This is a genomic window from Yoonia sp. R2-816 (assembly GCF_046762905.1).
GTDB lineage: Bacteria > Pseudomonadota > Alphaproteobacteria > Rhodobacterales > Rhodobacteraceae > Yoonia.
On record NZ_JBKQXN010000182.1, the window covers coordinates 167089 to 185967 of the forward strand.

The 18879-nt window shown below is 59.8% G+C and carries 19 protein-coding genes; 8 read left to right on the top strand and 11 right to left on the bottom strand.

The window, feature by feature from the left end; genetic code table 11:
* Positions 1–191 precede the first annotated feature (191 nt).
* From ACFWW2_RS08840 to ACFWW2_RS08880, 9 genes are all read right to left on the bottom strand, one after another.
* On the bottom strand, positions 192–1124 hold the full coding sequence (locus ACFWW2_RS08840; RefSeq protein WP_393927606.1) for a 2-hydroxyacid dehydrogenase: 933 nt from the start codon (positions 1122–1124) through the stop codon (positions 192–194).
* Entirely contained in the window at positions 1124–2263 is a 1140-nt protein-coding gene (gene rodA / locus ACFWW2_RS08845; protein WP_393927607.1) for a rod shape-determining protein RodA, read from the bottom strand. The genes ACFWW2_RS08840 and rodA overlap by 1 nt, the downstream gene beginning before the upstream one ends.
* Positions 2260–4212: a penicillin-binding protein 2 gene (gene mrdA / locus ACFWW2_RS08850; RefSeq protein WP_393927608.1), complete on the bottom strand. Its 1953-nt coding sequence runs from the start codon at positions 4210–4212 to the stop codon at positions 2260–2262. Before mrdA ends, rodA begins: the two co-directional genes overlap by 4 nt.
* Positions 4209–4748 (bottom strand): rod shape-determining protein MreD, encoded by a 540-nt coding sequence (locus ACFWW2_RS08855; protein WP_393927609.1) that lies wholly within the window; start codon positions 4746–4748, stop codon positions 4209–4211. The genes mrdA and ACFWW2_RS08855 overlap by 4 nt, the downstream gene beginning before the upstream one ends.
* Positions 4741–5649: a rod shape-determining protein MreC gene (mreC, locus tag ACFWW2_RS08860; RefSeq protein WP_393927610.1), complete on the bottom strand. Its 909-nt coding sequence runs from the start codon at positions 5647–5649 to the stop codon at positions 4741–4743. The genes ACFWW2_RS08855 and mreC overlap by 8 nt, the downstream gene beginning before the upstream one ends.
* A gap of 17 nt (positions 5650–5666) precedes the next feature.
* On the bottom strand, positions 5667–6704 hold the full coding sequence (locus tag ACFWW2_RS08865) for a rod shape-determining protein (protein WP_393927611.1): 1038 nt from the start codon (positions 6702–6704) through the stop codon (positions 5667–5669).
* A 218-nt stretch (positions 6705–6922) separates the two neighbouring features.
* Positions 6923–7528 carry a hypothetical protein gene (locus tag ACFWW2_RS08870; RefSeq protein WP_393927612.1) on the bottom strand — a complete coding sequence of 202 codons (606 nt, stop codon included), beginning with the start codon at positions 7526–7528 and terminating at the stop codon, positions 6923–6925.
* Positions 7528–9087, bottom strand: a complete 1560-nt coding sequence (locus ACFWW2_RS08875; RefSeq protein ID WP_393927613.1) for a 2-isopropylmalate synthase — start codon at positions 9085–9087, stop codon at positions 7528–7530. The genes ACFWW2_RS08870 and ACFWW2_RS08875 overlap by 1 nt, the downstream gene beginning before the upstream one ends.
* A gap of 373 nt (positions 9088–9460) precedes the next feature.
* Positions 9461–10222, bottom strand: a complete 762-nt coding sequence (locus tag ACFWW2_RS08880) for a hypothetical protein (protein WP_393927614.1) — start codon at positions 10220–10222, stop codon at positions 9461–9463.
* 60 nt (positions 10223–10282) lie between these two features.
* Between ACFWW2_RS08880 and ACFWW2_RS08885 the strand changes: the two genes are divergently transcribed.
* Complete coding sequence (locus ACFWW2_RS08885; protein WP_393927615.1) at positions 10283–10945, top strand: SDR family NAD(P)-dependent oxidoreductase; 663 nt, start codon at positions 10283–10285, stop codon at positions 10943–10945.
* The gene (locus ACFWW2_RS08890; protein WP_393927616.1) at positions 10942–12465 is read left to right on the top strand and encodes a cryptochrome/photolyase family protein; all 1524 of its coding nucleotides are present in this window, start codon (positions 10942–10944) and stop codon (positions 12463–12465) included. Before ACFWW2_RS08885 ends, ACFWW2_RS08890 begins: the two co-directional genes overlap by 4 nt.
* A 2-nt stretch (positions 12466–12467) precedes the next feature.
* Here ACFWW2_RS08890 and ACFWW2_RS08895 read toward each other — a convergent pair whose 3' ends face one another.
* Positions 12468–12791, bottom strand: coding sequence for a winged helix-turn-helix transcriptional regulator (locus tag ACFWW2_RS08895; RefSeq protein WP_393927617.1), 324 nt, complete (start codon positions 12789–12791; stop codon positions 12468–12470).
* Positions 12792–12855: 64 nt separating this feature from the next.
* Here ACFWW2_RS08895 and ACFWW2_RS08900 point away from each other — a divergent pair, with 64 nt between their 5' ends.
* Together ACFWW2_RS08900 and ACFWW2_RS08905 are read left to right on the top strand one after the other, a co-directional pair.
* On the top strand, positions 12856–13332 hold the full coding sequence (locus ACFWW2_RS08900; RefSeq protein ID WP_393927618.1) for a group II truncated hemoglobin: 477 nt from the start codon (positions 12856–12858) through the stop codon (positions 13330–13332).
* Complete coding sequence (locus ACFWW2_RS08905) at positions 13329–13625, top strand: antibiotic biosynthesis monooxygenase family protein (RefSeq protein WP_393927619.1); 297 nt, start codon at positions 13329–13331, stop codon at positions 13623–13625. Before ACFWW2_RS08900 ends, ACFWW2_RS08905 begins: the two co-directional genes overlap by 4 nt.
* 64 nt (positions 13626–13689) lie before the next feature.
* Here ACFWW2_RS08905 and ACFWW2_RS08910 read toward each other — a convergent pair whose 3' ends face one another.
* Complete coding sequence (locus tag ACFWW2_RS08910) at positions 13690–15096, bottom strand: MORN repeat-containing protein (RefSeq protein WP_393927766.1); 1407 nt, start codon at positions 15094–15096, stop codon at positions 13690–13692.
* Positions 15097–15256: 160 nt separating this feature from the next.
* Between ACFWW2_RS08910 and ACFWW2_RS08915 the strand changes: the two genes are divergently transcribed.
* From ACFWW2_RS08915 to ACFWW2_RS08930, 4 genes are all read left to right on the top strand, one after another.
* Positions 15257–16921: an NAD+ synthase gene (locus ACFWW2_RS08915; protein ID WP_393927620.1), complete on the top strand. Its 1665-nt coding sequence runs from the start codon at positions 15257–15259 to the stop codon at positions 16919–16921.
* Positions 16911–17411: a hypothetical protein gene (locus tag ACFWW2_RS08920; RefSeq protein ID WP_393927621.1), complete on the top strand. Its 501-nt coding sequence runs from the start codon at positions 16911–16913 to the stop codon at positions 17409–17411. The genes ACFWW2_RS08915 and ACFWW2_RS08920 overlap by 11 nt, the downstream gene beginning before the upstream one ends.
* 90 nt (positions 17412–17501) lie before the next feature.
* Positions 17502–18308, top strand: coding sequence for an alpha/beta hydrolase family esterase (locus ACFWW2_RS08925; RefSeq protein WP_393927622.1), 807 nt, complete (start codon positions 17502–17504; stop codon positions 18306–18308).
* Between the two features lie 31 nt (positions 18309–18339).
* The gene (locus tag ACFWW2_RS08930; protein ID WP_393927623.1) at positions 18340–18879 is read left to right on the top strand and encodes a hypothetical protein; all 540 of its coding nucleotides are present in this window, start codon (positions 18340–18342) and stop codon (positions 18877–18879) included.

An 18879-nucleotide genomic window follows, 5' to 3' on the forward strand; every position in this document is an offset into this window, starting at 1 on the left:
TGCAGTTCGATCCGGAACACACATTGCGTGGTATGTGAACCTGTCCGCTGTCTAGACCAGCTGTGGGGGTCAATCGTGGCCTATTGTGGCGCCTGGGTCTGCAAACCCCAGTGATGGTGGTGCGGCGTGGTCACGGCATCGGGTCGCACAACTGGCCCAGATCAGGAGACCTGCGACTGTGATATCGGCGCTCAATATCCCAAATGCCGATCCACTACATAGAGGAATGGTTGACCGGCCTCACCCCGCAGGATGTTATCGGCGATGACCTGTGATGCAGTTTCAGGTCGCGTGCTGGATGCAATATGCGGTGTCACCGTAACCTGCGGATGCGCCCAGTAAGGGTGGTCGGGGGGCAGGGGTTCGACCCGGAACACATCCAGTGTGGCATGCTCCACCTGTCCGCTATCCAGGGCGACCAGCAGCGCATTGTCGTCGATCAGCGGGCCGCGCCCGGGGTTGATGACAAAGGCCCCCTTGGCCATGAGCGCAAGCGTTTCAGCGTTCAGTATGTTTTCGGTCTGCGGGGTCTGCGGTAGCAGCAGGATCACGATCTGTGCGTCGGTCAGCGCCTGTTTCAGTCTATCGGCCCCATGCAGGCTGCGGATATTGGGTACGGATTTCGGCGACCGGCTCCACCCCGTGACGGGAAAGCCAAGGTTGTGCAGCGCCTGACCGCAGGCCGCCCCGAGCGCCCCGATGCCAAGGATCGTGACCGGGCGCTGGGCGGCGACGGGCGGATAGATCGTGTTGCGCCACACACCGTCCTGCTGGAGAATATGGGCATCCATTCCCAGATGATGACGCAGGGCATGGCCCGTGACCCATTCGACCATGCCATCGGTCAGGCTGTGATCGACCATCCGGCACAGGGGTTGTGTCAGCGTTTCGTTATCCACAACCGTTTCGACCCCGGCCCAAAGGCTCATGATTGCCTTGGTCTGCGTATAGGGCCGGAAATCGGTGACCGGGCCATTGGGGGCAAAGACAATATAGTCCACGGTCTCCGGCGCATGATCCCGGCGCAGATCCACATCCAGCCCGCGCGTGGAAAATGCATCCTGCAGCGGGGCGCGGTATTCATCCCAGCGGTCAGGCTGGGCAGAGAAGAGGACGTTCAGCATCAGCGTGGTTTATGCACATGGGCGCTTTGCACCAGCCCGAAGGCCACGAGCAGCACGAGCATGGCTGATCCGCCATAGCTGACCAGCGGAAGGGGCACGCCCACAACCGGGGCAAGGCCCGTCACCATGGCCATGTTGACCGCGAAGAACAGGAAAAACGTCATCGCAATGCCGAGCGTGAGGAGAGATGCAAACCTGTCCCGGTTGCTGAGGGCAGAGACGACGCAGAATCCCACGATAAGCAGGTACAGCACCAGAAGACCAAATGCTCCGACAAAGCCGAATTCCTCCGCCAATGTGGTGAAGATGAAGTCAGTGTGCTTTTCGGGCAGAAAGTTCAGGCGGCTTTGTGTGCCTTGCATAAACCCGCGGCCCGTCCAGCCGCCCGACCCCAGCGCGATCTTCGCCTGCGTTATGTGATAACCCGCACCCAGCGGGTCATTGGCGGGGTCCAGAAATGTGTCGACACGGCGGTATTGATAGTCTTTCAGCAGTTGCCACGGCGTGCCCCGGCTTTGGAACACAGCGACAATGCCGCCCACGCCAGCCCCGATCACTGTCGCGAAATAGGCCCAGTGAACACCCGCCAGAAACATCACAGTCGCCCCACCCATCAACAAAAGCAGGGCAGTTCCAAGATCAGGCTGGTTCAGGACCAGAACCGTGGGCGCCAATATGAACAAGACGGGCAGGGCCACCCAGAAGGGGTGCGAAGTTTTGTTGTTGGGCAGCCAGTCGTAATAGGCCGCCAGAAACATCACCATGGTGATCTTGGTTAGCTCTGACGGTTGCAAGCGCATGAAACCAAGGTTGATCCAGCGCTGGGCGCCCATATTAACCTCGCCAAAGAACTCCACCGCCAGAAGCAGCAGAAGCGAGCCGCCAAAGGCGACAAAGGCCATGTTGCGCCAGAACCAGATCGGCACCATGGCCACCATGATCATCAGCACCATGCCTGCCGCAAATCGCTTCATTTGGGGTTCCATCCACGGGTTGGTGGACCCGCCAGCGACGGAATAAAGCATCAGGAAACCGGCACAGGCGACCGCTGTCAGCAACATGATCACCGGCCAGTTAAGATACCAAAGCTTGCGCAACCCTGTGGGTACGAACTTGGTATTATACTCAAGATAACTCATGCGCGGCCAAGACCCTTTGACCCGGGCGGGATGCGCGCATTGATGCGCTCCTGCTGGACCGCGATCCGATCACGCACTGAAGACGGATAGGCTTCCAGCGGGGGCGGGCCGCCATATTGCGCCTGCAGGATGATATCGCGGGCAATGGGGGCTGCGGCACGCGATCCTCCACCGCCATGTTCAACCACAACCGACACGGCATAGCGCGGGTTGTCAAACGGCGCGTAGCCGACAAACAGCGCGTGGTCCCGGCGTTCCCATGGCAGGTCTTCGTTCTTGGTGACCCCGGCCGCCCGTTCCTCTGGCGTGATCCGGCGCACCTGGCTTGTGCCGGTCTTGCCCGCCATCTTGTATTCGTCCGCCGTGATACGTGATCCGTAAGCGGTGCCGCGCCGGTGGTTGCACACATCAGTCATCGAGGCGCGAATACGGCGCAGGGTGTTTTCGTTCAGCCCAAGGCTCTCGCCACGCCCGCTGGGTTGTTCAACCCCGTCGATCAGGCGGACCAGTCGCGGCTTGATCTCGTGCCCGGTGGCGATACGCGCGGTCATCACAGCCAGTTGCAAGGGCGAGGCCAGCACGTAACCCTGCCCGATGGAGGCGTTGACTGTATCCCCAATCCGCCAATCCTCGCCCCGGACGCTGGATTTCCATTCCTTGTCAGGGGCCAGACCCGCTGCAACTGCGGACAAAGGCAGATCATGCTTGATGCCCAGCCCCAGCTTGCGCGCCATGACGGCCATCTTGTCGATGCCCACGCGCTGGGCGATTTCGTAATAATAGCAATCGCAGGACTGTTTCAGGCTTTCATGCAGGTTGATATTGCCATGCCCGCCGCCTTTCCAGCAGTGAAAGCGGATGTTGAAGACATCCGTGAAGCCGGGGCAATAGACCGTTTCGTCCGGGGCCACGACACCGTCTTCCATTGCTGCCAGCGCGGCGACCATCTTGAAGGTCGATCCAGGCGGATAGGTGCCTTGCACGGCCTTTGCGGCCAGCGGGCGGTATTTGTCTTCGTTCAGGGCGGTCCAGTCCTTGGTCGAAATGCCGCGTACAAACAGATTTGGATCAAACGCGGGGGCAGAGGCGACAGCCCGCAGATCCCCGTTTTCAAGATCAATCACAACCGCGCCCGCGCTTTCGCCATCCAGCCGCGCCTGCACATAGGATTGCAACCGGCTGTCGATGGTCAATTGCACATCCTCGCCGGGCGTGCCTTCGCGGCGGTCAAGCTCGCGCATGATCCGGCCTGCCGCGTTCACCTCGATCCGGCGGTCACCAGCGCTGCCGCGCAATGTGTGCTCCAGCTTGTTTTCGGCCCCGGTCTTGCCAATCTGAAATCTCGGGATTTGCAGCAGCGGATCGGCGTCATCAATCCGGCTGAGATCATAGCTGCTGACCGGGCCAACATATCCCACCACATGGGCAAGGTCCGCACCCCACGGGTAAACCCGGCTCAGCCCCACCTCGGCCGAGACGCCGGGCAGGGTCGGGGTATTCAGGTTGATCCGCGCCACATCTTCCCAGGACAGCCGGTCCGCAATGGTAACAGGAACGAAGGGCGAGCCGCGTTGCATTTGGGTTTGCATTTCATCCATCGCGCGGGTCAGATCGGCAGGGTCGATCTCCACCAGTTGGGTCAACTTGGCCAGCACCTCGCCAATGTCGCCAGCATCCTCGCTGACCATGACGACCCGGTAGTTCTGCTCATTGGCCGCAATCGGAATACCGTTGCGATCAAAAATAAGACCACGGGCTGGGGGCAGCAGGCGGATATTGATCCGGTTTTCCTCGGCCAGCAGACGGAACTGGTCGGCCTGTTCGACCTGCATCGCTTGCAGGCGAAGCCCCAGCGCGCCGATGACACCCAGTTGGACACCCCCCATGACAAGCGCGCGGCGGCTGATAGTGCGCGCACTTTCGGCGACGTCCTTGGGGCTGCGTTTCATAGGCGCTGTCCCCTGCTATCTAACTGACCAGGGGCAGGGCGGCTGATGCCGAACACGAAATGTGCCACTAGGACCACGAGCGGGTAAACCAGAATGGTCGATATCATCTGGATCAGTGTCAGGCCTAGGGCCGGTTGCGGGGTCACAACAATGGCGAGCACCAGCCGGTTGGCAAGGGTGATCGCCACGATGCCGACGGCAATCGTGCCCCATTCCAGAAGCAGGGGCATGTTGCGAATTCCGTTGGAGCGTTTGCGCACCCATTCAGTCAGCATCACGACCAGTGCCGCCCAAAGACCCGGCGGACGCTGAAACAGAAGATCGGTCATCAGGAACAACGCCGCCACAACCAGTACCGGCAGATAGGCCGGCCTGCGGGCGACCCAGACCAATGTCGCCACAAGCAATACATCAGGTGCGGCCCAGATTGCGGGGCGCATATCCAGCGGCACCAGTTGAATGACGATGATCACAAAGGCGAGGGCGACAAACACGAGACGGTTCATCCAGACCTTGGTGCTGGCGATCTCAGCCATCGGTGCCCCCCAGACTGGTCAGGGCGGCGGGGCCGAAGAACTCTGTCTCGGGGGTCAGCAGGCTGCCGGGGTCGTTGATTTCCTCATGCGGCTGGGCGCGCAGGACGCGCAGGAATTCCAGCCGCTGATAATCAGCCGCCAGCCGGACCCGCAGGCGCCGATTGTTATCCAGTGCCACCTGACCGACCAGCAGATCGGCCGGGAACACGCCGCCATCGCCGGAGGATACAACCCGGTCACCCGGGCGGATCAGTGACGTGTCTTCCAGAAATTCCAGCGGCGGCGTCAGTGTATTGTCGCCCGCGAGTATCGCCTTCTGACCCGATGGCTGGATAGTGACCGGGATGCGGCTGGATGTATCTGTCAGCAGCATCACCCGGCTGGTTTCCTGCCCGACGCCAGCAATCCGTCCCACCAGACCGATCCCGTCCATCGTCGGCCAGCCATCAATGATCCCGTCACGCGAGCCCACATTGATCAGCACCGACTGGCGAAAAGGTGATCCACTATCGGTGATCACCACACCGGTCACATAGGTCAGTTGCGGATCAAGGCTGACATTATTCAGGCCCAGCAGCTTGGCGTTTTCCTGCTCCAGCTGCAGTGCCGCCTCTTTCCAGGCTTTCATCTGTTGCAATTCGCGGCGCAGATCCTGGTTCTGTTCCGACAATTGCTGATAGCTTTGAAAATCGCTAATCAGGTTCGCGATGCCGGTGATCGGCGCCATGGCCCAGTCAAAGGATGGAACGATCTTGTCGATGGCGGCAGCGCGGAACCGCTCGACCCGTGGGCTGTCAATCCGCCAGATCAGGAAAAGACCCATCAGCGCAAGGATCAAAACCCCGACCAGCAGGCGGCGGATCGGGCCAAAATAGTCTTCGCTGTTGCGGTCCTTTGCCAAGGCGCTCCTCGGGTCGTTTAGCTGTCGTAGTCTATCACATGCCGCAGCTGTTTTTCGTACTCTAGCGCCCGACCGGTGCCCAAAGCCACACAATTGAGTGACTCGTCGGCCACAGAAATCGCCAGACCCGTCTGTTCGCGCAAGGCCAGATCAAGCTGGCCGAGGAGCGCGCCACCACCGGTCAGCATCACGCCACGGTCGACGATATCAGCGGCCAGGTCCGGCGGGGTCGCCTCAAGCGCTGTCATCACCGCCTCGCAGATCGACTGGACGGGTTCGGCCAGCGCCTCGGCCACTTGGGCCTGGCTGATCTCGGTTTCCTTGGGGACGCCATTGAGCAGGTCGCGGCCTCGGATATGCATCGACTGACCGCGCCCGTCATCGGGCATGCGGGCGGTGCCGATGGAGGTCTTGATCCGTTCAGCTGTGCTTTCCCCGATCAGCAGGTTATGCTGGCGGCGCAGATAGTTGATGATCGCCTCGTCCATGCGGTCACCGCCGACGCGGACGGACCGGGCATAGACGATATCGCCAAGGCTGAGCACCGCGACTTCGGTCGTGCCGCCGCCGATATCGACAACCATGTTGCCGGTGGGGTCAGTGATCGGCATGCCAGCCCCGATGGCTGCTGCGATAGGTTCGGCGATCAGGCCCGCGCGGCGGGCACCAGCGGACAGAACCGACTGACGGATCGCCCGCTTTTCGACAGGCGTGGCTCCATGTGGCACGCAGACAATGATCTTGGGTTTCGAAAATGTGGAGCGACGGTGGACCTTGCGGATGAAGTGTTTGATCATCTCTTCGGCCACGTCGAAATCAGCGATGACACCGTCGCGCATCGGGCGGATGGCCTCGATACTACCGGGGGTGCGGCCAAGCATCAGCTTGGCGTCCTCGCCCACGGCCAGCACCTTCTTCTGGCCATCCTTAACGTGGTACGCGACCACCGAAGGTTCCGACAAAATGATGCCGCGCCCTTTGACATAGACCAGCGTGTTCGCCGTGCCCAAATCAATTGCCATGTCAGATGAAAACAAACCGCCGAAGCCTGCCATGCCCTTGGCCTTCCATACCCAATTCGAAATTCCGGCGCCGTCCCTCAGCACTGGTTCACGATGCTTATAAAGAAGGCAGGGAACGGATAGAACCCCTAGTTTTCAAGAACGCGGCGGCATGTTGCCACTTGTACTTTTTCAATATAAATGATCGAAATACGTACTTAGATAAATAAAAAATATTACTTTCGCGATGTATCAGCTATTGTCCGGTGGTTTCACCGGTCCCGCGCGATCTGATCAAACCAGAACGCGCCGCGTGGCGCACCAAGCACATCAAGATGGGTTGCACCAATCACAAGGCCCAGTTGCGGGGCGAAATACACCTCATCATAAAGCGATCCGGCGCCTTCAATATGTTTTGAAATGCGAAAGGCTAGGATGTCATAGGCACAATCGCCCAGGCGATGCGGCGAAAGAGGAAACGGGCCACCTGCATAAACCTCGACACTGCCGGTGGAATGGGTTTTGCCGTCGCTAAGATGTGTCACTGCAGACGTCCAGGTTGCACCGGCTGGGAGCAAATCAATGTCAGCGACGTCGCTGTCATACGCCATGTCGAACAGCCCGTCCTGTGTGGCGCGGGTGCCCGGCAGGATTGGATGCGGGCGAAACCACCAGACACCGGTGAGCGGCCCTTCAATGCCGTCGGTCGACCCCTCGTATAATCCATCGTCACGTTCGACAAAAACGCGAGCATAGCCAGCGCGCGCATCAGTTAGCCGGGTGCCATCATTCAAATCAGCGCGGGTGGGGCAGGTGTCCTGCGCGGCAACGGGGTGCGTTATGATCAGCAATCCGATTGCCGCACAAAGCACTTTCATCACGCAGAATCCTTGTAGCTCACACCCTTCACATCATAGCCCGGCTCGGATTGTTCACGCCGGACCAGCAGGCGGTTGAGCGCGTTGATATAGGCCTTGGCGCTGGCCACGACCGTGTCGGTATCGGCTGATTGACCTGTGGCGATCCGCCCGTCTTCTTCCATCCGGACGCTGACGGTGGCTTGCGCATCGGTCCCTTCCGTCACAGCACTCACCTGATAAAGCTGCAGACGCGCGCCATGGGGGAACAGCGCCTTGACCGCGTTGAACGTCGCATCGACCGGGCCATCGCCGGTGGCGGATGTGTTCACATCCTTGCCGTCGATGGTCATCACCATTTCGGCGGTCTGGGGCCCTTCGGTGCCGCAGACCACGCGCAGCCATTTCAGTTTCAGCCGGTCATCGCCGCTGTCGTTCTGATAGACCAGCGCCATCAGGTCGTCGTCATAGACTTCCTTCTTGCGGTCGGCCAGATCCTTGAACCGGACGAACACATCGTTCAACTGGTTGTCGGCCAGATCGAATCCCAGCTCAGACAGTTTGGCGCGCAGCGCGGCGCGGCCCGAGTGTTTGCCCAACGGCAGGGAGGTACCAGCCAGCCCCACATCCTCAGGGCGCATAATCTCGAACGTCTCGCTGTTTTTCAGCATGCCGTCCTGATGGATGCCGCTTTCATGGGCAAAGGCGTTTTTACCCACGATGGCCTTGTTGAACTGCACCGGGAAACCGGACACCGTGGCGACCCGGCGCGAGATGTTCATGATCTTGCGTGTGTCGATGCCGGTCGTGTAGGGCATGATGTCGCCGCGCACCTTCAGGGCCATCACGACCTCTTCCAACGCGGTATTGCCCGCCCGTTCGCCCAGCCCGTTGATCGTACATTCAATCTGGCGCGCGCCGCCTTCGACGGCGGCCAGTGAATTGGCGGTCGCCATGCCAAGGTCATTGTGGCAATGGGTGGCGAATATCACCTCGTCCGCGCCGGGCACCTTGTTGATCAGCATGCGGATCAGGTCGGCAGATTCGATCGGGGCGGTGTAGCCGACCGTGTCGGGGATATTGATGGTGGTCGCCCCCGCCTTGATCGCGATTTCTACGGTCCGGCACAGGTAATCCTCTTCCGTCCGCGTCGCATCCATGGGTGACCATTGCACGTTGTCGCACAGGTTGCGGGCATGGGTCACGGTGTCGTGGATCCGTTCGGCCATTTCATCCTGATTGAGGTTCGGAATGGCCCGGTGCAAGGGAGAGGTACCGATGAAGGTGTGGATGCGGGGCGCCTTGGCGTGCTTCACGGCCTCCCAACAGCGGTCGATATCCTTGTAATTGGCGCGGGCCAGCCCGCAGATCACGGATGATTTCGCCCGTTCCGCGATTTCGCTGACGGCCCTGAAGTCGCCTTCGGAGGCGATGGGAAACCCGGCCTCGATGATATCGACGCCCATCTCGTCCAGCAGTTCGGCGATCTCCAGCTTTTCGTCATGGGTCATGGTGGCGCCGGGGGATTGTTCGCCGTCGCGCAGGGTGGTGTCGAAGATCAACACTTTGTCTTTGGTCATTGGATTATTCCTTGGTTTCTTAGCAAAAATCCGGCGCTGATCCCCTCTGAGCGGTCGCGCCGAAAGGCACGCTCAGAGGCTGCTAAGAAGTAGGATGTCGCGCAGAAGCAGGCTGCTGGGGCCTGTTTCGGGGATATGTGCGCAATTCATCATGGGGCGCACTATACTAATGTTTTGGGAGAGGGGAAGGATGAAATGCTAGTGGTGCGCCGTTTCCCAGACCGGGCCTCCGGCCCGGGCCGCGCCCGACCCTCCCACCGGGATGGCGCATCTGCGATGCCCGCTGTGCTGGCCACCCTCCGGCCTCAAAAAGTCCACTGGACCTTTAGCAAGACGGCCTGCGGCCCAGTGTCGGGCGCACCCCTGCGTCGTGCTAAAACATCAGGCAGTCGGGGCCGGGCGGCAGCGGGTCTGATCCGGCTGGCAATGTCGGCTGGTAGTCGAATGACGCGATGCTGGCCCCGCTGTCAAACGCGATGAAGATCTGGTTTGATCCGGGGCGGATGGCGATCCCTTCGGGGTCGTTGCCGTAGGGTAGCAGCGATGTGGTGCCCAGCAGCGTACCTTCGCTGTCGAACTCATAAAGGCTGTTCGTCCCTTCCCAGTCATCCACGATCAACAGATGCCCGGTGCGCGGGTCGCGGGCGATCCCCTGGGCTTCGGTCAGGGGCGGGTTCAGATCCATGGTGTTGATCTGGCGGATGATCGTGCCATCGGGCGACAGCCACGTCATCCGTTCGGGGTCATCTTCGACCATGATGATGCTGCCATCAGCGTCAATCGTCAGCCCTTCGGTATCGGCCCAAGCGAGGCCGATCTGGAACGGGGCGGCCAAGGCGACCCCATCCTTGGTCAGCCGTTGAAACCCGCCGAACCCGTCCGCCACCAAGAGCGCGTCACCTTCCACCGTGATCGCCTTGATCCGGGACAGGTCGCTGCCGAACCGGCGCAATTCGTCGCCCTGCAGGGTCACCAGCGTCACCTCTGGCCCTTCATTGGCGATCCACAGCCCGCAGAATGTCGGGTCATAGTCCAGACTGGCGGGCCGGTTCAGGTCATAACTGTCGATATAGGTCAGTTCCAGCGCCAGCACCGGGCTGGCCAGCAGGGGCAGGCAGATGAGCGATGCGCGCATGGAAACCTCCTTGTCACCTTAAGAGGTGGCGCTAGGTGACGCCAAGTCAAAGGAGAAGGCATGCGCGCATTAATTATCGGGGCAAGCGGGGGCATCGGCGGGGCGGTCACCCGGCATCTGGAAGGGCAGAAATGGGAGGTTGCCACGCTGTCCCGGTCCGAGGACGGGTTCGATGTGGGCCGCGCCGACACGGTGGAGCGGTGCATGACCCAGATGGAGGGCCCGTTTGACCTGATCTTTATCGCCGTGGGTATTCTGGCCCCGCTTTGGGGTGCCCCGGAAAAGGCGCTGACGGCGTTGAAGGCCGACGACATGGCGCGGGTTTTTGCCGTCAACACCATTGGCCCTGCGTTGATCCTGCGCCATGCGGCCCGGCTGTTGCCCAAGGACGGGCGCGGTGTGGTGGCGACACTGTCGGCGCGGGTTGGGTCGATTGGCGATAACCAGATCGGCGGCTGGTATTCCTATCGCGCGTCGAAGGCCGCATTGAACCAGATCATCCACGGCGCGGCGATTGAGCTGGGCCGGTCGCACAGGCAATCGATCTGCGTGGCTCTGCACCCCGGCACCGTCGAAACGCCATTTACCGCGAAATATGCCGACAGGCACAAGACCGTCCCGGCAGAGGATGCCGCCGCGAACCTGTTGCGCGTGATCAAGCGGCTGACGCCAGAGCAATCCGGCGGGTTCTTTGATTATGCCGGCAAGGAGATCCCGTGGTGAGGCTGGTTCTGGTTCTTGGCGATCAGTTGTCGCCGTCGCTGAGCGCCTTGCGCAAATGCGACAAGGACAGTGATGTGGTCGTCATGGCCGAGGTCGCCGATGAGGCGGACTATGTGCCCCACCACCCCAAGAAGATCGCGTTTCTGTTTGCCGCGATGCGCAAATTCGCCGCCAAGCTGCGCGATGACGGCTGGCAGGTCGCCTACACCAAACTGGATGACCCCGAGAATTGCGGGTCGATCACCGGCGAGTTGATCCGCCGCGCGTCAGAATACGATGCCGCCGGTGTCGTCTATACCGAACCGGGCGAATGGCGGCTGATCGAGGCGCTGGGCGACATGCCGCTGAAGACGCATCAATTTCCCGATAACAGGTTCATTGCGTCGCATCAGGACTTCGATGACTGGGCGGACGGGCGCAAGGCGCTGCGGATGGAATATTTCTATCGCGACATGCGCCGAAAGACGGGCCTGCTGATGGATGGTGATGATCCGGAAGGGGGCAAGTGGAATTACGACCACGACAACCGCAAACCGGCTCCGGACCAGGTCGATTACGGCGGCCCGATGCAGTTCACGCCGGATGATGTTGTGGAAGAGGTGCTCGATCTGGTGGAAAACCGCTTTACCGACAATTTCGGCACCCTGCGCCCGTTCTGGTTTGCCACCGATACCGGGCAGGCGCGGCAGCATCTGGCGCATTGGATCAAGGGTGGTTTGCCCAAATTCGGTGATTTTCAGGACGCGATGCTGAATGACAATCGCTTTCTCTATCACGCAATCATCGGGCTTTATCTCAACGCCGGGTTGCTGGACCCGCTGGAGGTTTGTCAGAAGGCCGAACAGGCCTATCGCGACGGCGATGCGCCGCTGAATGCGGTCGAGGGGTTCATCCGCCAGATCATTGGTTGGCGCGAATATGTGCGCGGTATCTATTTCCGCGAAGGGCCGGATTACGTGACCCGCAACGCGCTGGGCCATGATCGCAAGCTGCCCGCGATGTATTGGGGCGGTGAGACAAAGATGAACTGCATGGCCAAATCCGTGGCGCAGACGCGGGACGAGGCCTACGCCCACCACATCCAGCGCCTGATGGTGACTGGCAATTTCGCCCTGCTGGCGGGGACTGATCCGCGCGAGGTGCATGAATGGTATCTGGCCGTTTATGCCGATGCCTATGAATGGGTCGAAGCCCCCAATGTGATCGGCATGTCGCAATTCGCCGATGACGGGATCATCGCGTCAAAGCCCTACATCTCGTCCGGTAACTATATCCACAAGATGTCCGACTATTGCGGGTCCTGTACCTATAACGTCAAAGACAAAACCGGCGAAAACGCTTGCCCGTTCAACCTGCTCTACTGGCACTTCCTCGACCGGCACCGCGACCGCTTCGAAGGCAATCCGCGGATGGGCAACATGTACCGGGTCTGGGATCGGATGGATGAGGACCGGCAGAAAACGGTGTTGCAGGATGCAGAGGATTGGCTGGACCGGCTGGATGCAGGGGAGCCGGTCTGACCCTACCGATTTTGATGCGCGTGGCCCCACGTGCCAAGCTGATCGAGGACCGGTATCAGACTGCGACCGTAGTCTGAATAAGCATAAAGCACATATAGCACCCCATCGCGCATCTCTTCCCGTGACGAAATGATGGCGTCGTCTTTCAACTGGCCCAACTGTTCGGACAGGACTTTGGCAGATACACCGGGCAGGGCCGTGCGCAATTCTCCGAAATGGTGCGGGCCGTCGCGCAACAACCACAGGACACGGGTTTTCCATTTTCCGGAAATGGCCTTGATCGCGATCAGCGCCGGACAGTCATGCATCTTTGGGTCGGCAGTCACCTTTTTGTAACTCCTTGTCAGCGGCGGTCATCGGATCATACCCATCCCCGGAAAGGAGAAGCCAATGTCCGTACCTTCACTTTATGACTGGATCGGTGGGATTGAAACGTTGGAGGCATTGACTGCCAGTTTCTATGACCGCGTCCGTGACGACGCGCTGATCGGTCCAATATTTGCCAATATGAAATCAGATCACCCCGCCCATGTTGCGGCCTTTCTGGCTGAGGTCATGGGCGGCCCCACACTCTATTCCGACCGCTACGGCGGCCATCCCGCGATGATCCGGCATCACCTGAACCGGCACCTGTCAGAGCGTCAGCGGCGCCGGTGGATCGCCCTGTTGCTGGACACTTATGAAGAGATGGACGCGCCGCACGATCCTGAGTTTTCGTCGGCGCTGGTTAGCTATCTGGAATGGGGGTCGCGCTTGGCAGTAATGAATTCGCAGCCAGAGGCACAAGTGATCGAGGATGTGCCCATGCCGAAATGGGGCTGGGGCGAAGTGGGCGGGCCCTATCAGCCGAAAGGACCGTCGCAATGATTGTCGAATATCTACGCTACACCATCCCCGACGGCCAGCAGGCTGATTTCATCCGGGATTATACTGCGGCCATTGCCCCGCTGATGCGATCACCCTTCGCGGAAAATATCGAGATCTGCCAATGTGTTGAGGATGAGACCCAGTTCATTCTGCGCATCGAATGGACATCGGCAGAGGATCATCTGCAGGGCTTTCGAAACAGCGCGGAGTTTCGTGAGTTTTTCGGGCATATTCGCAAATATGTTTCATCAATTGACGAGATGCGGCACTATCGCCGTGTCGCGCAGGCCTGAACCAAAAAAGGCCCGGACATGCGTCGCCCGGGCCTTGATAAATCTGTTGTGCTTTTGACGGAGCTTAGTTCCCGCCGTTTGTCTCGGATACCAGCGCGCCGTCAGACCAGATGCCAGTGCTTTCCTGGCCGTTGGCAAATGTCATCGTACCTTCGCCTTCGCGGCGGCTGCGCACGAATGATCCTTCGTAAACGTCACCATTCGAATAGGTGGCGGTACCTTCGCCGCTGATTTCACCGGCAACCCAGTCACCCATATAGCTAAAGCCGTCCGGCATGGTGATCTCGCCTTTGCCGTCGCGCTGACCGTTGGTGAATTCGCCGACATAGATGGTGCCATCGGCATAAGTCGCCCGGCCCGTGCCGTTACGCTGGCCATCGGCCCATTCGCCTTCATAGACGTAACCATTGTCATAGGTCATCTTGCCCTGACCATGGGTCTTGCCCTTCAGGAATTCGCCCTCATAGACCAGCCCGTTGACATAGGTGGCCCGGCCTTCGCCATTGATGACACCGTTTTCCCAGTTGCCTTCATAAATCGACCCGTCAGGATAGGTGATCTTGCCCGGCCCGTTGGCCACGTCATCGGCAAAGCTGCCTGCATAGACTGACCCGTCAGGATAAGTCACTTCGCCGGTGCCTTCGATCTTGCCTTCCACCCATTCGCCTGCATAGACATAGCCGTCAGTGCCGCGGAATGTGCCGGTGCCGTGACGGCGATCATTCAGGAATTCGCCTTCATAGACATCGCCATTGGCATAGGTAACCTTGCCCTGGCCTTCGCGGCGGCTGTCGATCAGGTTGCCTTCATACACATCGCCATTGGAATGGGTCAGCGTGCCGACACCCTGGATTTTGCCGTCCACCCATTCGCCGGAATAGATGATGCCATCGGCCATGGTCATGGTGCCCACACCGTGGCGTTCACCGGCGACCAGTGTGCCCTCGTAGACAGAGCCGTCAGCATAGGTGACCTTGCCTTCACCTTCCTTGATGCCGTTGATCCAGTTGCCTTCGTAGATATAGCCGTCGGGGCTGCTCATGATACCGACGCCATTATGCATCGCGTTGCGGAATGAGCCTTGATAAACAACACCATTGGCATAGGTCATCACACCACTGCCGGTCATGTTTCCGTCGACCCAGTCACCTTCATAGGTGCTGCCATCGGTGAATGTGATTCGACCCTGACCTTCGGGCTTTCCGGCGGCGAATTGGCCTTCATAGACCGATCCGTTGGGGAAGCGGGCAGTGCCTTGACCGCGAATCTCGCCTTCGACCCATTCGCCGGTATATTCAAACCCGTTCGGCAGGCGGTATGTGCCAGTGCCATCCTGCTTGCCATCGACAAAAGTACCTTCGTAGATACCCCCGTCATCATATTGTTTTGTTTGGACTGTTTGCGCATGGGCACCGACGGCCACACTGGACGCAATGATCGCCACCGCCACTGTCTTTGGTAATCCAAACATATTCATTCGTTTCTCCGATCCACTCCCCAATGGCGCGCAGCCTAATTCAGGGGTTACAGCCTGACAACGCCTAAGGTCTGCGATTGCCGCATCATCTGCCAATCGACTTTCCACCGCGTTTCTTTCTGCTACATCCATTGCAGCGCATTGGGACAAAACTATGACAAAAATATTTCGATTAACCATGGCACAGCAAAATCCTACGGTGGGGGACATCGCCGGGAATGCTGCCTTGGCCCGTGACGCGTGGGAGGCCGGGCGCGCGGCAAAGGCCGATCTGGTCGCGCTGCCAGAGATGTTCATCACTGGCTATCAGACCCAGGATCTGGTCGCCCGGCCCGCCTTCGTCGCCGATGCCATGCTGCATATCCGTACCCTTGCGCTTGACTGTGCCGATGGGCCTGCGCTGGCCATTGGCGGCCCGATGTTCGAAGATGACCGTCTATATAACTGCTACTTCGTCCTCAGCGGTGGCAAGATCATCGCCACCATGCGCAAGCATTTCCTCCCAAATTTCAACGTCTTCGATGAGGTGCGGTTGTTCAAAAGCGACGGCATCTCCGGCCCTTATACAATTGGCACGGATGGCCCGCGCATCGGCAGCCCGATCTGCGAGGACGCCTGGTACCCGGATGTCTGCGAAGCGATGACAGAAAGCGGCGCCGAGATATTATTGGTGCCCAACGGCTCCCCCTATTTCCGCGACAAGTTCCCGATCCGCATGAATAAGATGGTCGCACGCGTTGTCGAAAACAACGTGCCGCTGGTCTATCTCAATCTGGTTGGCGGGCAGGATGATCAGGTCTTTGACGGGGGGTCTTTCGTGCTGAACCCCGGCGGTCAGCTGGCTGTGCAGATGCCTGTTTTTGACAGCGATATCGCCCATGTCGATTTCCAGAAAACCGATCAGGGATGGGAGGCGATTGCCGGAAATAAGGCAACGCTGCCAGACAGTATCGAACAGGACTATCGTGTCATGGTTGAAGGTTTGCGCGACTACATGCGCAAAACGGGCTTCAAAAAGGTGCTCTTGGGCCTGTCAGGGGGAATCGACAGCGCCATTGTTGCCACAATCGCAACAGATGCGCTGGGCCCCGACAACGTACGCTGTGTGATGCTGCCATCCGAATACACCTCCCAAGGCTCGCTTAATGATGCGGCGGCGGCGGCCAACGCGCTGGGCGTCAAATACGACACGGTCAGCATCGCGGGCCCCCGCGCCGCCGTCACCGAAGCACTCGCGCCGCTCTTTGGCGACAGACCTGCAGACCTGACCGAGGAAAACATCCAGTCCCGCATACGTGGCCTCTTGCTGATGGCGCAGTCCAACAAGTTCGGTGAAATGCTGCTGACCACCGGCAACAAGTCAGAGGTCGCGGTCGGCTATGCCACGATCTATGGCGACATGGCGGGCGGCTATAACCCGATCAAGGACATGTACAAAACCCGCGTCTTCGAAACCTGCCGCTGGCGCAACGCCAATCACCGCGACTGGATGCAAGGCCCCGCCGGTGAAGTGATCCCCACCGCAATCATCGACAAACCCCCCTCCGCCGAGTTGCGGCCGGATCAGAAAGACGAAGACAGCCTGCCGCCCTATGACATCCTCGACGGTATCCTGAAAATGTTGGTCGATGATGAGGCATCGGTCGCCGAATGCGTCGCTGCAGGCTACGACCGGGACGTGGTCAAAAAGGTCGAACACCTGATCTACATCAGCGAATACAAACGGTTCCAGTCGGCCCCAGGTCCGCGCCTGTCCAACCGGGCCTTCTGGCTCGACCGGCGTTATCCGATTGTGAACCGCTGGCGGGATGGTAGTTAGTGGCGCAATCAACTTTTACGTGAAAGACGCCGCGATGCAGGAAAACAAGATCTACCCAAGCAAGGATAACGCAATCAACGGGGCGGTGGCCTGCGGCGTGTGCCTTGTCATTATCGGACTGATGGCCATCAAGGTGTGGAGAGACTCGGAAGACCCCGAGGTGATCCTTTGGGTGCTTGCGTTTTTTGGCGCTGCGGCGTTGTGGGGGCTGATCACCAGCACCAAGTCTTACATCAATCCCGTTCCAAGCTTTGCTGCCGACGCCGAGGGTTTTTCCGTTCGTGGCGGCGCAAAGCGACCCTGGTCAGAGTTCGTCGGCGTGCACATCAAATCGAACCGCATCCTGTTTATTCCAATCGTCAGTTGGGTCGTTGTCCGCGCTGGCTCCGGAATGCGCGGACGAAAACTGGAAATCCGCTACAGCCATCTGGCAGGGTCCGCTATGGAGACTGCGTATCAGATCCAGGCCCTAGCCGCACGTTTCCGGTAGCATTCCCCCTTTGTCGTCGACGCAAACGACGTTGTGATTTGTCCTGATCACGACGTCCGCAGATAGTCGCGTAAATACAAAAGGTATATCATGAAATCTCTCCTCACAATTGTTGCCTTTCTTCTCGGCAGCCAGACAGCACAAGCCTGCGGCGTGCAGACCGACTGCCCCGTGCCCGGCGGCACTTACAGGATCGATATGCCAGCGGATGGCCCCACCGGCGCCATCCTTTTCGCTCATGGCTATCGCGGCACGGCAAACGGCACCATGCGCAATGCACGCTTTCGACAGATGGCAACCGATATGGGGCTGGCCTTTGTCGCGCTCGACGCGGGGCCGGGCGATGACTGGCGATTGCCCAATGCGCCAGGACAGAATGCCGCTGACGGCACCACCAATTTTGACTACGTGGCCGCCGTCATCGACGATCTGAAAACAAAATACGGGTTCGGCAATGACCGGGTGATGATCACCGGGTTTTCGGCGGGGGGCATGCTGGTCTGGAACCTCGCCTGCGCGCGGCCCGATCTGGCGGGTGGCTTTGCGCCCGTGGCTGGCACCTTCTGGCTGGAACCGCCCAAAACCTGTACCGCCCCAGCGGCCAGCATCATCCATATGCATGGCGATGCCGACCGGACCGTTCCGCTCACCGGGCGGCCCATCGGCAATACGAAACAGGGCGACGTGGCTGAGGTGCTGACATTCTACCGTGATCTGGGTGGTTTCAGCGAAAGCTACAGCCGCCAAGGGCCGGGTCTGGACTGCAAGGGTGACAGAAACGCCTCCGGCGACGTGCTTGAATTCTGCATGTTCGAAGGCGGGCATTCCTTCAGCCGGGCCTATGTGGCCGACGCCTGGGATCGGTTCGTCGCGCTGGGGCAGATTGCGGACGATTGATCGCGGACCGGGCGCGACCTATCCTGCGGCCATGGCCAGCGACGATAGCATCAGAATCTATTTGCATCGCAAGGTGCCGTTTCTGGCCAGCCTGATCCTGATCGTATCGGGTGTGTTTTTCTGCGTGCTCTACACGCTTGTCTGGCCGCCCCGGTTCAACTTTGGTGACCTTCTGTTCCTGATTGCCGGACCGGGACAATTGGGGCTCGGCATCTGGTCGGTTCTTCATCGACCCGCCCCGCAATTGCGGATCGCAATCACGGCGGACGCCATCACCGTCCGGCCTGACGGGCGAGGGCAAGGGCCGGTGACGATCCCCTGGGATGATCTGACCAGCGTCGCGCAGACGGGTCTGTCCGATCGGGACACCCGCCTGCGCTTCGCGGCCACCACGGGCGACCATGTGGTCCACACGCCATTCCTTGATCGGACACCAGGCGACATTCTGCGGCTGATCACCATACAACTTGAAAACAAGGGAAAACATCTGGCCCAGTCCAAAAGCCCGGTTCTGGGTGCCGACACTGGCATCTGGGAAGTGCGCGCAGGCATTCCGTTTCAGACTGACTAG

What these genes read in the sequence shown, in the direction of transcription:
- ACFWW2_RS08840 (WP_393927606.1), bottom strand. Translation starts at nt 1,124, where the DNA reads ATGCTGAACGTCCTCTTCTCTGCCCAGCCTGACCGCTGGGATGAATAC.
- rodA (WP_393927607.1), bottom strand. Translation starts at nt 2,263, where the DNA reads ATGAGTTATCTTGAGTATAATACCAAGTTCGTACCCACAGGGTTGCGC.
- mrdA (WP_393927608.1), bottom strand. Translation starts at nt 4,212, where the DNA reads ATGAAACGCAGCCCCAAGGACGTCGCCGAAAGTGCGCGCACTATCAGC.
- ACFWW2_RS08855 (WP_393927609.1), bottom strand. Translation starts at nt 4,748, where the DNA reads ATGGCTGAGATCGCCAGCACCAAGGTCTGGATGAACCGTCTCGTGTTT.
- ACFWW2_RS08865 (WP_393927611.1), bottom strand. Translation starts at nt 6,704, where the DNA reads ATGGCAGGCTTCGGCGGTTTGTTTTCATCTGACATGGCAATTGATTTG.
- ACFWW2_RS08870 (WP_393927612.1), bottom strand. Translation starts at nt 7,528, where the DNA reads ATGAAAGTGCTTTGTGCGGCAATCGGATTGCTGATCATAACGCACCCC.
- ACFWW2_RS08875 (WP_393927613.1), bottom strand. Translation starts at nt 9,087, where the DNA reads ATGACCAAAGACAAAGTGTTGATCTTCGACACCACCCTGCGCGACGGC.
- ACFWW2_RS08880 (WP_393927614.1), bottom strand. Translation starts at nt 10,222, where the DNA reads ATGCGCGCATCGCTCATCTGCCTGCCCCTGCTGGCCAGCCCGGTGCTG.
- ACFWW2_RS08885 (WP_393927615.1), top strand. Translation starts at nt 10,283, where the DNA reads ATGCGCGCATTAATTATCGGGGCAAGCGGGGGCATCGGCGGGGCGGTC.
- ACFWW2_RS08900 (WP_393927618.1), top strand. Translation starts at nt 12,856, where the DNA reads ATGTCCGTACCTTCACTTTATGACTGGATCGGTGGGATTGAAACGTTG.
- ACFWW2_RS08905 (WP_393927619.1), top strand. Translation starts at nt 13,329, where the DNA reads ATGATTGTCGAATATCTACGCTACACCATCCCCGACGGCCAGCAGGCT.
- ACFWW2_RS08910 (WP_393927766.1), bottom strand. Translation starts at nt 15,096, where the DNA reads ATGTTTGGATTACCAAAGACAGTGGCGGTGGCGATCATTGCGTCCAGT.
- ACFWW2_RS08915 (WP_393927620.1), top strand. Translation starts at nt 15,257, where the DNA reads ATGACAAAAATATTTCGATTAACCATGGCACAGCAAAATCCTACGGTG.
- ACFWW2_RS08920 (WP_393927621.1), top strand. Translation starts at nt 16,911, where the DNA reads ATGGTAGTTAGTGGCGCAATCAACTTTTACGTGAAAGACGCCGCGATG.
- ACFWW2_RS08925 (WP_393927622.1), top strand. Translation starts at nt 17,502, where the DNA reads ATGAAATCTCTCCTCACAATTGTTGCCTTTCTTCTCGGCAGCCAGACA.
- ACFWW2_RS08930 (WP_393927623.1), top strand. Translation starts at nt 18,340, where the DNA reads ATGGCCAGCGACGATAGCATCAGAATCTATTTGCATCGCAAGGTGCCG.